This window comes from Methylobacterium tarhaniae, from assembly GCF_001043955.1.
Lineage (GTDB): Bacteria > Pseudomonadota > Alphaproteobacteria > Rhizobiales > Beijerinckiaceae > Methylobacterium > Methylobacterium tarhaniae.
On sequence record NZ_LABZ01000047.1, the window covers coordinates 1 to 12,196 of the forward strand.

General features: G+C 72.5%; 12 protein-coding genes. 4 read left to right on the plus strand and 8 right to left on the minus strand.

The annotated features are described in order from the left end of the window. Together VQ03_RS08070 and VQ03_RS08075 are read left to right on the plus strand one after the other, a co-directional pair. Positions 1–939, plus strand: a 939-nt coding sequence (locus VQ03_RS08070; protein WP_048450369.1) for a 2-oxo acid dehydrogenase subunit E2, incomplete at its 5' end; no start/stop codon positions are given. 168 nt (positions 940–1,107) lie between these two features. Further along, positions 1,108–2,517, plus strand: coding sequence for an adenylate/guanylate cyclase domain-containing protein (locus VQ03_RS08075; RefSeq protein ID WP_048450370.1), 1,410 nt, complete (start codon positions 1,108–1,110; stop codon positions 2,515–2,517). Here the strand turns inward: VQ03_RS08075 and VQ03_RS08080 are convergent. The 7 genes from VQ03_RS08080 to VQ03_RS08105 form a co-directional block, all read right to left on the minus strand. Further along, positions 2,510–3,139, minus strand: coding sequence for an LbetaH domain-containing protein (locus VQ03_RS08080; RefSeq protein WP_048450371.1), 630 nt, complete (start codon positions 3,137–3,139; stop codon positions 2,510–2,512). The genes VQ03_RS08075 and VQ03_RS08080 overlap by 8 nt on opposite strands. A 14-nt stretch (positions 3,140–3,153) precedes the next feature. Further along, positions 3,154–3,510, minus strand: coding sequence for a hypothetical protein (locus VQ03_RS08085; RefSeq protein ID WP_048450372.1), 357 nt, complete (start codon positions 3,508–3,510; stop codon positions 3,154–3,156). Positions 3,511–3,688: 178 nt separating this feature from the next. Further along, positions 3,689–5,104 (minus strand): DHA2 family efflux MFS transporter permease subunit, encoded by a 1,416-nt coding sequence (locus VQ03_RS08090; RefSeq protein WP_048450373.1) that lies wholly within the window; start codon positions 5,102–5,104, stop codon positions 3,689–3,691. Between the two features lie 177 nt (positions 5,105–5,281). Beyond that, positions 5,282–5,734 (minus strand): CCDC90 family protein, encoded by a 453-nt coding sequence (locus VQ03_RS08095; RefSeq protein WP_048450374.1) that lies wholly within the window; start codon positions 5,732–5,734, stop codon positions 5,282–5,284. Further along, positions 5,731–5,895: a hypothetical protein gene (locus tag VQ03_RS32850; protein WP_157064013.1), complete on the minus strand. Its 165-nt coding sequence runs from the start codon at positions 5,893–5,895 to the stop codon at positions 5,731–5,733. Before VQ03_RS32850 ends, VQ03_RS08095 begins: the two co-directional genes overlap by 4 nt. A 321-nt stretch (positions 5,896–6,216) precedes the next feature. Beyond that, positions 6,217–6,960, minus strand: a complete 744-nt coding sequence (locus tag VQ03_RS08100; RefSeq protein WP_048450375.1) for a carbonic anhydrase — start codon at positions 6,958–6,960, stop codon at positions 6,217–6,219. Between the two features lie 33 nt (positions 6,961–6,993). Beyond that, positions 6,994–7,236: a hypothetical protein gene (locus VQ03_RS08105; RefSeq protein ID WP_157064014.1), complete on the minus strand. Its 243-nt coding sequence runs from the start codon at positions 7,234–7,236 to the stop codon at positions 6,994–6,996. Positions 7,237–7,643: 407 nt separating this feature from the next. On the opposite strand from VQ03_RS08105, the gene VQ03_RS08110 reads away from it, so the two are divergent. Both VQ03_RS08110 and VQ03_RS08115 read left to right on the plus strand, forming a co-directional pair. Further along, positions 7,644–10,388, plus strand: coding sequence for an ATP-binding cassette domain-containing protein (locus VQ03_RS08110; RefSeq protein WP_083467845.1), 2,745 nt, complete (start codon positions 7,644–7,646; stop codon positions 10,386–10,388). 156 nt (positions 10,389–10,544) lie between these two features. Continuing rightward, the gene (locus tag VQ03_RS08115; protein WP_048450379.1) at positions 10,545–11,453 is read left to right on the plus strand and encodes an MBL fold metallo-hydrolase; all 909 of its coding nucleotides are present in this window, start codon (positions 10,545–10,547) and stop codon (positions 11,451–11,453) included. 24 nt (positions 11,454–11,477) lie between these two features. On the opposite strand, the gene VQ03_RS08120 is transcribed toward VQ03_RS08115, so the two are convergent. Then, on the minus strand, positions 11,478–12,196 hold a 719-nt coding region (locus VQ03_RS08120; protein WP_048450377.1), incomplete at its 5' end, for a nickel/cobalt transporter.

The window sequence follows — 12,196 nt, forward strand, 5'->3', positions numbered from 1 at the left end:
GCCTCGCCCGAGGCCCACGCCACCCCCTCCGTGCGCGCCTATGCCCGCGAGCTCGGCGTCGATCTCGCGGGCATCCCCGGCACCGGCCCGCAGGGGCGCATCCTGCGCGAGGACGTGCTGGCCTTCGTCCGCGGCCAGATGACGGCCCCCTCCCCCATTCCGGCCACGCTGCCGTCGCCCGCGCACGCCCCGTCCTCCGGGATCGGTGCCGGGCTGCCGGCCTGGCCGCAGGTCGATCACGGCAAGTTCGGCCCGGTGCGGCGGGACCCGCTGTCGCGCATCCAGCAGATCTCCGGCCAGGCGCTCACCCGCAACTGGCTGACGATTCCCCACGTCACCAATTTCGACCATGCCGACGTCACCGAGACCGAGGCCCTGCGCCGCGAGCTGAACGGCGCCGCCCGTCCGGGCGCCCACAAGTTCACGATGGTGGCGATCCTGATCAAGGCCGCCGCGGCGGCGCTCCGGGCCTATCCGCGCTTCAACGCGGCGCTCGACGGCGACAGCCTGATCCTGAAGGACTACGTCCATGTCGGCTTCGCGGTCGACACGCCGCGGGGCCTCTTGGTGCCGGTGGTGCGGGACTGCGACCGCAAGGGCCTCGTCGAGATCGCCCAGGAGATGGGAGAGCTGGCCGAGCAGGCCCGGGCCGGCACGCTGCCGCCCTCGGCGATGCAGGGCGGCGGGTTCTCGGTCTCGTCGCTCGGCGGCATCGGCGGCGACGGCTTCACGCCGATCATCAACGCCCCCGAGGTGGCGATCCTCGGCGCCGCACGCTCGCGCATCGAGCCGGTCTGGGACGGCACCACCTTCCAGCCACGGCTGATCCTGCCGCTCAGCCTGTCCTGGGACCACCGGGCGGTGGACGGCGCCGCGGCGGCGCGCTTCCTCTCCCACCTCTCCGCCGTCCTCACCGACCTGCGCCGGGGCGCCCTGTGATCCGGGCGACAGGTCGGAGCGACACGCTGTCCCATTGATGCACATCGGTCACGGGGGTTCGCGGGATCCTTCTGCCGCTTGGGAGAGGGACGATGCGCCCGGTCCCGAAAGACCGGCGGTCCCCGGCACCGCGTTGCCGCCGCCCTCCCCCAGGTCTAAGCTTCCCTCATGGACGAGAGCGACGCCCTCCTCGCCGCACTCCACCGGACGGCCGAGCCCGAGGCCGCCCGGGCGGTGGAGCGGCTGCTCCGGCACGGGTCGGACGCGGACCTGGCACGGATCAACGCCGTGCACCTCGCCGGGCAGGCCGGGCTCGACGAGGAACCGGTGATCGCCGCGCTCCTGCACGGCGCGCGGCTCGGCCTTCTCGAACTGGCCTGGAACGTGCTGTGCCCGAGTTGCAGCGGCGTGCTCGAAGCGCCGGCGAGCCTGCACGGCGTGCGGCAGGACTATCACTGCGCCTTCTGCGCCCTCGACAGCGAGCCGGTCCTCGACGACACGGTCGAGGTGACCTTCACGGTGAGCCCGCGGGTCCGGCGCATCGCCGCCCACGATCCCGACGGGCTCGGGCTGTGGGACTACCAGCGCCAGGTCTTCTTCGGCTCCGGCGTCGCCTTCCCGGAACCCGAGGATTTCGATGCCCTGGCGCAACGGGCCCTCGTCGAAGCGGTCGAGCTGAAGCCCGGCGAGCGGATGATCCTGGCGCTGTCGCTCGGGTCCGAGCCGCTGGTCGTGGTCGATCCCGTCACCCACGCCGCCCATGTCGTCACGGTCGCGGGCGAGCCGACGAGCGAGCGCCAGGACCTCGCCCTGGTCTTCGACGGCGCCAGGACGAGTGCCGGAAGCGCCACGTTCCGCCCCGGGCCGTTGCGCCTTTCCCTCGACAACCGCAGCACCGGGCGGGTGCTGCCGACGGCGCTGCGCCTCGGGCCCGATCTCGAGGCGCTGATCGGCGGGCGGCGGCCCTTCCTCACCGCCAAGCGCCTGCTCAGCAACCAGACCTTCCGCGATCTCTACCGCACCGACACGCTCGCCATCGACCAGCGGCTCAAGATCCTGAGCCTGACCTTCCTGTTCACCGACCTGAAGGGCTCGACCGAGCTCTACGCCCGGGTCGGCGACCTCGTCGCCTACGACCTGGTGCGGGCGCATTTCCGGATCCTGCACGAGATCGTCGCCGCCGAGGGCGGGGCGGTGGTCAAGACGATCGGCGATGCCGTGATGGCGACCTTCATAGGTCCGCACCGGGCGGTGGCGGCTGCGCTCCGCATGCGGGCGGCGATGCAGGCCTTGAACGCCGAGCGCGGCGCCGACGACCTCGTGCTCAAGATCGGTCTGCACGAGGGGCCCTGCCTGGCGGTGAGCCTCAACGACCGCCAGGACTATTTCGGGCAGACCGTGAACGTCGCGGCACGGGTGCAGCAGCTCGCCAGCGCGGGCGGCATCTTCGCCACCGAGTCGGTCCTGCGCCATGCCGAAGCCGCGCGCCACCTCGCCGAGAACGGGGTCGAGGCCCGGGTCGAGCTGCGGTCCCTGCGGGGCATCGGCGAGCCGGTACCGGTTCACGAATTCATCTGAGGTCCGGCGAAACGCCCTGATCGACCAGCCCGAGGCGCGGCACCACCGTGCCGGGGGAGAGAATCGCGCCCGGCGCCACCACCGCGTTGGCCCCGAGCCGCGCCCGGTCCCCGACGAGGGCGCCGAACTTGGGACACCCCGTCTCGATCGTCGCGCCGTCATGGCGGAACGCCACCGTGGCGCCGGGCCATTCGTTGCGGTGATTGGCGATGACCGCCCCGGCCTCGAGGTTCACCCCGCGGCCCAGCACGCTCTCGCCGACGAAGTTGAAGTGGGCGAGCGCCGTTCCGGCGAACAGGAACGAGGCCTTCAGTTCCGCGCCCGGCCCGATCGTGCAGGCCTCCTCCAGCCAGGCGCCGCCCCGCAAGGTGGCGCCGTGGCCGACGAAGCAGCGCGGCCCGACGATGAGCGGGCCCTTGAGCACCGCGCCGGGCTCGATCCGGGCGCTGCGATGCACCGCCACCGCGTCGGCGACGGTGAAGTCCGCGCCCAGGCGGGCGAGGAGCCGGCGGACGACGTCGCCCGCTGCCGCGGTGAGGGCCCAGGGCGGCTCGGCGGCGAGATCCGCGAGGGCGGAAGCCGGGAAGGCCGGGATGTGACGGACGAGCAGGCTCGCGGTCATCCCGGCTCCCGGGCTCAGTCGCAGACGCGCACGCGGCGGATATAGACGTCGCCGAACTCGTCGATCATCCGGCGGCGGACGGTGTAGCAATCGGGGCCGTAGGCTGGGGCGTAGCCGTAGGCCGGTCCGCCATAGACCGGCCTGCCATAAACCGGCGTGTAGCCGTAGGCCGGGCCGGGGGCATAGCCGTAGCCGTAACCGTAGGCCGGGCGCGCGCCGGCGGCGATCGCGCTGCCGAGGGCGAGGCCGCCGACCGCCCCGAGGGCGAAGGCCGGCCCGGCCCGCCAGCGCGCCTCGGCCGGGGCGGCGCCGGCCAGGGTCACGCTCGCCAAGGTCGCCGCGGCCACGCAGATGGATGCGATGCGCTTCATGGCAGATCCCCATTGACGTAAGGGTGAGACACGCGTTCGCGGGCACCGTGAGGAGAGGACGGTCTCGAAGACCTGGTCTCGTCCGTGCTCGATGGCCCGGTTATCCCACCGTCACCCTGAACGGCGGCTGAAGCGTGGCCGCAGGCTTCCTTCAGGTCGCTTGCGGTGAGACCTGCGCTCACGTGGCGTCGGCGGCGGGCTTCACCCGGACGATGCGGTGGCCCGAGACCTCGGCGCCGGCCTCCGGGGCGAGGCGGCGGAACGACAGGGTCGAGAGCCCGGAGACGATCGCCACCGCCAGGAAGGCGGGCCAGAAATCCTCCGCCCGGATCTCGGTACGGCCGTGCCACTCGGCAGCGCTCTGAAGCGCGAAGGCCCCGAAGGCGACCCCGATGCTCAGGGAGAGCTGCTGCGCCACGCTGGCGAGGCTCGTCGCCGCGCTCATGTCGCGCGGGTCGACATCGGCATACGCGATGGCGTTGACGGCGGTGAATTGCAGTGAGCGGAAGCAGCCGCCGATCAGCAGCACGGCGACGATGAGGGCGTGCGGCGTGCCCGCCGTGAACAGGCCGTTGACCGCGAGGAGGACCGCCGCGACCACCGCGTTGAGGGTCAGCACCGCCCGGAAGCCGAAGGCGCGCAGGATGCGGGCGGCGATGGTCTTCATGAACAGCGCGCCGGCGGCGGCGGCGAAGGTGATGAGGCCGGATTGCAGCGGGTCGAGCCCGAAGCCGAGCTGCAGCATCAGCGGCAGCAGGAAGGGGATCGCGCCGGTGCCGATGCGAAACAGGCTGCCGCCGAGCACCGCCGCCCGGAAGGTCGGGTAGCGCAGGAGGTCGAGGCGGATCACCGGGTGTGCGACCCGGCGGCTATGGGCGAGATAGAGCCCGCACAGGACGATGCCGGCGCCGGTGCAGGCCCAGGACACGGCCTCCGGCAGCAGGTGGCGCCCGCTGGACGCGAGCCCGAGCATCAGGCTCGCGAGCCCCGTCCCCGAGAGGACGAAGCCGACGAGGTCGAGGGGCGGGCGCGCCTCCTCCTTGATGTCCTGGAAGTACCGGGTGGCGAGTAGGATGCCGGCAAGCCCGATCGGCAGGTTGATGAAGAAGATCCAGCGCCAGTGCAACGCCGTGGTGATGAAGCCGCCGAGCGGCGGGCCGATCACCGGGCCGACGAGGGCCGGGATGGTGAGGGTGGCCAGCGCCTGGACCAGCTCGCCCTTCGGCACGCTGCGCAGCAGCACGAGGCGCCCGACCGGCACCATCATCGCCCCGCCCATGCCCTGCAGGAAGCGGGCGGCGACGAACCAGCCCAGCGAGTTCGAGGCCGCACAGGCGAGCGACCCGGCCATGAACACCGCGAGCGCCCAGCGGAACACCGTGCGGGCGCCGTAGCGGTCGGCGGCCCAGCCGCTGATCGGGATGAAGATCGCCAGGCTGACCAGGTAGGAGGTGAGCGCCAGCTTCAGGGCGATCGGGTCCTCGCCCATATCCGCGGCGATCGCCGGCAGCGACGTCGCGAGCACGGTCGAGTCCGTGTTCTCCATGAACAGGGCCGTCGCGACGACGAGGGGGACGATCCGGGCTTGGCGCATGGCGCCGTATCTAGCGCCTCCGCCCGCGCCCGGAAGCGCGAATCGGCAGGGACTGCCGCGTCACCCATGCCGTGAGTGCGGGGCCGCGCGAAGACACGCTCGGATTGTCTGCAGCCCGCGGGACCCGGCGAATGCGTGGCCCGGCTCCATGCCTTCGGCCTGCCGACACAGGTCGGCTCAGTGCCCCGCCGGCGGCAGGTAGCGCATCGCGGCAATCAGGACGCCGACCGCCGCGACGAGCATGCCGCCAAGCTTCACGGTTATCCGCTGCTCCAGCAGGCGAAGCTCGCCCCGCACGTCGGCAATCTCGGATCGGAGCGAGGCCAAGCCGAGGTCCAGATCCTTCCGGAGCGAGGCCAGGCCGAGGTCCAGATCCTTTCGGAGCGAGGCCAGGCCGAGGTCCAGATCCTTCCGGAGCGAGGCCAGGCCGGAGTCCATGTCCTTCCGGAGCGCGGCGTTGCCGAGGTCCATGTCCTTCCGGAGCGCGGCGTTGCCGAGTTCGAGTTTGTGGACGGCGTTGTCCAGGTCCGCTTTGCTGGCGGCCTGAGTGTCCATGAAGTCGGCCAGCGCCTCGACCTGCTCGGTGGTGAACCCAGCCTTCTGGAGCTTCAGAACGGCTGACGCGCTCATGAGGACGCCTTTGTCTGAAGCAGCCCTTCGGCCCGCAGCCTTTCAGGCAAGATCGTCTCGAGGAGGAGCGAGACAGACTGGTGATCTTCCTTGGCGGCTTTCTCCAGAGTTTCCTTGATCTGTGACTCAACCCTGAACCCCAGAGGATGGGCCTTGGTCATTTTGCGACATCTCATACAACGTCGTCGATGCCCACAAAATGTATGAGATCGTCGTGACATCCGCAACAGGACGGCAATCCTCCGGCGGGATTCTCCCCTCGCCGAAGGACCTGCCTCAGCTCCGACGACAAGTGCCTGACCGTCGTACACCTCGATACGGAGGGGAACGGCGAACCGCGCATCCTGGACACCGTGCTCGGCCATCACCTCGGCTTCGCCCGACCGCCCGACATCCGGGCGGTGATCGAGGTGATCGACGCCTTGATGGAGTGGCGGCGCAGCGCAGCGCAGACGCGCCCACGCCTTCACCGATCGTCGGTGTCACTCCGCCGCGATCGGCGCCGCCACGTCGGGAGCCGCCCGCCGGGGGACGGAGACCTCCGCCACCGGCAGGGCGGTGTCGTCGGTCAGGGCCACGAAACGGGTCCCGTCATAGGCGTGGAGCGTGCCGGTCTCGATCTCGAAGAACCAGCCGTGCAGGGAGAGCCGGCCCTTGGCCAGGGCCGCCGCCACGCTCGGATGGGTGCGCAGGTGGGCAAGCTGCACCACCACGTTCTCGAGGGCGAGCGCCCGCAGGCGGTCCTTCGGGTCGATATCGTCCGGGTAGGCCTCGCAGACGATGCGGTCGGCGGCGTGGCTGTGGCGCAGCCATGCGGCGACGTTCGGCATGTCCGTCAGCGCCCCGGGCTGCATCAGCCCCTTCATGGCGCCGCAATCCGAGTGGCCGCAGACCACGATGTCGCGCACGCCGAGCGCCACCACCGCGTACTCGATCGCCGAGGAGACGCCGCCGTTCATCTGCGAGAAGGGCGGCACGATGTTGCCGGCGTTGCGGCAGACGAACAGCTCGCCGGGGCCGGCCTGGGTGATGTGCTCGGGCGCGACCCGGGAATCCGCGCAGGCGATGATCAGCGCCTTCGGCTGCTGTCCGTCCCGAACGAGGCGCTCATACATCCGCTGCTGCCCGGGGAAGACGCTGCCGCGGAAGGCGGAGATGCCCTGGATGATGCTGCTGTCCACGGACGATCCTTCTTGGATGATGACATGAGGCTTTGCGAATTCCATGCTCTGCCTCCCCCTGCGGGAAGGCGGGACGGCTCACCGGCCGACGGCCCAGCGGCCTCCCCGCGCGGCGACGCCGCCCCGCTCCGCGACCATCGGCTGGCCCTGGATCTGACCGGTGCCGGCCCGCTGCGACACCTGCGAGCGGGGATCGTGGTAGGGGTCTGCGACGTAGCTGCTCATGAATCCGCCGCCGGCGCCCTGTCGGCTGCCCTCGCCGCCTTCGGCCTGCGCGACGACCGGCAGGACGAGGGCGGAGGACAGAATGGTCGCAGCCATGATCGATTTCATCACGTCACCCTCTCTCGATTGACTGCATAAACGGACGCAAGATCTGCTGCCCGGCGATGAAGACGAGAGTGACGCAAGAATAATTTTCGCGATGTGCGACCACGCACCCAAGCAAAGCTCGGGAAATAATCCCGCGAGTCGCACGGATGGTGTGCTCCCGCACGTCGGCGCCGGACGAGGATGCTCCCGCGGCGGACGAAGCGCGGAGCGTGGGGGTCCGCGTCCCGGCTTGACCGCTCCGGCCCGCCCGTCCCATACCTCGCGCGAGCATCGAGGAGGCCCATGGTCACCATCGCGAGACGGCCCTCGGGCCTGCCCCCGCGCACCGGACCGGCGCTGCCCACGGGCGCCCTTCTCTCTGGCGCCCCCTCCCCCCGGTCCCGTCGCCCGCTCTGATGGACCGCGATCCGATCGTCTTCGCCTGGCGCAGCGCCAAGCGCCGGCACGCCGCCGCCGCCGTGGTCGCCCTCGGGCTCGGCGGCCCTCTGGTCGGGCTCGGGCTGCTGGCCCTGCGCGACCTCGTCGACGAATTGCTCGCCCTGGCCGAGCCGGGGCGGGGGCCGATCCACTTCCTCCACCTCATCGTGCCGCTGCCGGAGCGGCTCGGCGGGCACGGCCTGGTGCTGCTGCCCGGCTGGCCGCTGCCCGAGAGCGCCCTGACCCTGTGGGCCTTGGGCTGCCTGATCGGCGTCGCTTCAGGCCTCGCGCTCCTCGGCTGGGGGGTGGCACGGCTCTGCGTGACGGCACAGGCCGAAGCGGTGCGCCGCCTGCGGGAACTGGCCGAGGACGCGATCCTGCGCTCCGGGCCGGCCGCCCGCGACGACGCGCGGGCGCTCGCCGGGCAGGTCGGGGCGGCGATCCGCGCCGCGGACGGGCTCTTGGCCGTCGGCATCCTGGTCCCGGCCCTGGCGGCGGGCGCCGTGCTGGTGACGCTGGCGGTCGCGGCGGCGGTGGCGCCTCGCCTCGTCGCGGTGGCGGGCATCAGCCTGGTGGCGGCGGCTTTGGCGCGCCAGCTCCTGATCGCCCGCACCGAACGCCGGGACGACCAGCGCCGCCTGGAAGGCGCGGCCCTGGAGCGCGGCCTGACCGACCTGGTGCGGCGCCTGCCGGCGGTGCGGGCCCACGGCACCACCGCCTTCGAGCATGCCCGCCTCGGCCACGTCGCCGAGCGGGCCCGCCGGGCGCTCACGGCAACCGAGGACGAGCTCTCCCGCGCCCGCGCCCCGGCGCTGGCGCTCACGGTGCTGGTGCCGACGCTGGTGCTCGCCGCCGCACTCTGGCAGGGCCCCACGCCCACCGCCCCGGTGAGCGCCGGCGGCCTGTCGGCGGTGCTCGGTGCGCTGGCCGTGGCGTCGAGCGCGGTCGCGGCCGTCCTGCGCCAGAACCGCCGCCGCCGCGCCGCGCTGCCGGCCTTCCGGGAGATCGCCCGCGCCACCGCCTCGCTCGAAGCCCGGGCCCGGGCGCCGCGCCGGCTGCGCGAGCAATCGACGCCGCTGCCCGATGGCGGTCCCATCGTGCTCTCGAACGTCGCGGCCTACGACCCGGCCTCCGGCGAGCGGCTGATCGGCCTCGACCTCACCGTGCCGATGCCGAGCCACGTGGCGATCCTGGGCGACCGCGGCAGCGGCGGCCGGGTGCTGGCGGCGCTGATCGCCGGCCAGCTCGAACCCACCGCCGGGGCGGTGACCTATGCGGGCATCGACCTGCGCTCGGTCGATCCGGCGGAGCGGGCCCGGCGTATCGCCTATGCGGGGGCCGAGCCGGTGCTGATGAGCGGCACGCTGCTGCAGAACCTGCTCTACGGCGACCCCGCCTTCGCGGACGGGTCGAGCCCCGATGCGAGCGCGCCGAACGCCGGCGAGTTGGAGGAACGGCTGGTCGAGGCCCTGTCGGTCACCGGGCTCGACCGGCTGGTCTATGGCCGGGGGCTGGCCAGCGTGCTGCCGCGCCGGCTCGACGCCGCCACCGCCGCCGCCATCGTGGAGACCCGGGGCGCCCTGCGCGCCGCGCTGACGGCGGATCACGCCGCCCACCTGATCGAGCCGTTCGATCCCTCGCGCTACAACCGGCAGGCGACGGTGGGCGAGAACATCCTGTTCGGGGCACCGGTCGGCTCGGCCTTCTCGGAGGCGCGGCTCGCCGGCCATCCCTTCACCCGGGCGGTGCTGGAGGCCGAAGGCCTGACCCGCCCGATGACCGAGATGGGGCTGGCCATCGCCCGGGCCACCGTCGAGATCTTCTCCGACCTGCCGGACGACCACCCGCTCTTCGACGCCTTCTCGCTCTTCCCGGCCCGGGAGCGCGGCTTCTTCGAAGACCTGGTGGCGCGCCAGCCCGAGGCGTCCGGCTGGCGCCGCGGCCCCGCCGGCCAGCGCGACCGGGCCCGGCTGATCGGCCTGTGCCTGCGCTACAGCGAGACCCGGCACCGCTTCGGCCTGATCGACGAGGCGATGGAGGAACGCCTGGTCGCGGCCCGGCGCACCTTTGCGGCCCTGCTGCCGGCCTCGCTCCGCGGCTCGGTGGAGTTCTACGACCCCGCCCGGGTGACCGCGGCGGCGAGCCTGGAGGAGAACCTGCTGTTCGGCCGGATCGCCGGGGCCGAGGCCGGGGCCGGCGCGCGGGTGCGCAGCCTGATGCAGGCGGTCCTGCGCGAGCGCGGGTTGGAGCGGACGGTCTACCGCTTCGGCCTCGCCAGCCAGGTCGATCCGCGGGCGGCCGATAGCGGGCTCTCGGGGCGCGACGGGTTCACGCCCTCCGAGCGGCTGGCGATCGACCTCGCCCGCTGCCTGGTGCGCCGGCCCGACATCCTGGTGGTCGGCCTCGCCCTCGACGACCGCGGCGCGCCCGAGATCATGACGGGGATCGAGCGGCTGCGGGCGGCCCGGGCCGGGCGCGGCCTGGTGGTCTGCCTGCCGGACGAGTGCCGGCCGGACTTGGGCGCCCCCTTCGACCTCGTGCTGCGCGCCGAGCGCACGACGGTGGTGCGGGACGCGTCGCAAGAGCCGCAGGCGGGACCCGAATCCCCGAGGACCGATCCCCATGCTCCGGAGGTGGGTCTTTCCGGTCCGGCCGCACTCGGGCAGGATGCTCAACCATCCACAGGCCCGGTGCGCGAGCACACCCGCTTAACGACAGATTAGGCCGCTCGGGGGAACCTTCGTCTTGCGCTCATCGTTCGTGAGGCACATCTCTCGTTCACAGCCCTGCATAGTGTCTTGCCGGACCGTCCGGCCGGAGCATTCGCCATGTGCGTCATCGCACATCCAACCCTCACATCCCCCATCACGGTCACCGGCATGACAACGAGGGGTCCTCTCATGGAAGCCGGCCTGACGCTCCGGTTCTGGGGTGTCAGGGGGTCGACCTGCGCCTCCGGTCCGGAATTCGTGGAATTCGGCGGGCATACCCCCTGCGTCGAGGTCCGCTGCGGCGAGCGGCTGTTCGTGATCGATGCCGGCACCGGCATCAACGCGTTCGGCGCCCATCACCGCGACCGGCTGCCCCAGCGGGTCGACCTGCTCCTGAGCCACCTCCACCTCGACCATGTCGGCGGCCTGCCGTTCATGAAGCCGGCGGTGCTCGATCCCTCGCGCGAGATCCACACCTGGTGCGGCAACCTCGACGGGGCGAGCGCGGCCGAGCCCCTCGACCGGCTGTTCTCGCCGCCGCTCTTCCCGATCACCCTCGACATGTTCCCCGCCCGCTTCGTGCATCACGGGTTCCGGGCCGGCGAGAGCCTGACCTTCCCCGACGGCGCGGTGGTCGACACCATCCCGCTCGAGCATCCCCAGGGCGCCACCGGCTACCGCTTCCGCCACGGCGGCCGCACCGTCTGCTACATCAGCGACCTCGAACATTCGGAGCCCTGGCCCGAGCCGGCCCTGCTGGATTTCGTGCGCGGCTCGGACCTCGTGATCTACGACGGCATGTTCACGCAGGGCGAGTACCCGTCCTGCCGAGGCTGGGGCCACTCGACCTGGCAGAAGGGCGTCGAGCTGTGCCGGGCCGGCAATGTCGGGCGGCTCGCCATCGTGCATCTCTATCCCCAGCACACCGACGCGCTGCTGCGCGAGTTGGAGGTGCAGATGCAGGCCGACATGCCCGGCGCCTTCGTGGCCCGCGAGCGGCAGGAGATCACCTTCGCGGCCATCGCGGCGGCCAGCCCGCGGCGCCGGCGCGCCCCGCGGGTCGCGGCGGTGGCCTGATCTAACGTTCCAACGCAAGTCTGCTTAGAACGCCGAGGCGGCCCAGCCCGAGAGCAGCCCGGCCCCGAGCACCAGCACGAAGGCGGCGGCCCACAATTCGAGGGCGCCGACCGCGATCGCCCCGCCCTGGCCGCGGCCGCCGGCGAGCCGGAGAGCGAGCGCCTTGGCGAAGACGGCGAGCGCCGCCAGCACCCCGGTGGTGAGGGCGGTGCCGAGCGCCATCGCCAGGGTGGCGGCGATACCGGCCCACAGGATGCCCTGCGACAGGGCGAAGACCAGCACCAGCACCGCGCCGGCGCAGGGCCGGGTCCCGGCAGCGAAGACGACGCCGGCCTGCTCGCGCCAGCCCGCCAGCCGCTCGACCCGCGTCCCGTCGGCGAGGCCCGCATGGCCGCAACCCGGCCCGCAGGCCGGCCCGGCCTCGCGGGTGAGCAGCCGCGCGAGCTGCCCGGCCTTGCGCCAGGTCACCACCGCTCCGAGCAGGGCCACGCAGGCGAAGCCCGCGGTCTCGATCACCGTGCCGGCCTGGTTCAGGCCGGCGGCGGTCAGGCGCAGAACCACCGCGCCGCCGCAGACCAGCGCCAGGGCGACGACGGCCTGCAGCAGGGCCGCGAGCAGGCTCAAGGTGAAGCCGCGCTTCAGGGCCCGCTCGCCCGCCATCAGGTAGCCGGCGATCACCGCCTTGCCGTGGCCGGGCCCGGCGGCGTGCAGCACCCCGTAGGCGAAGCCGAGGCCGACCAGGG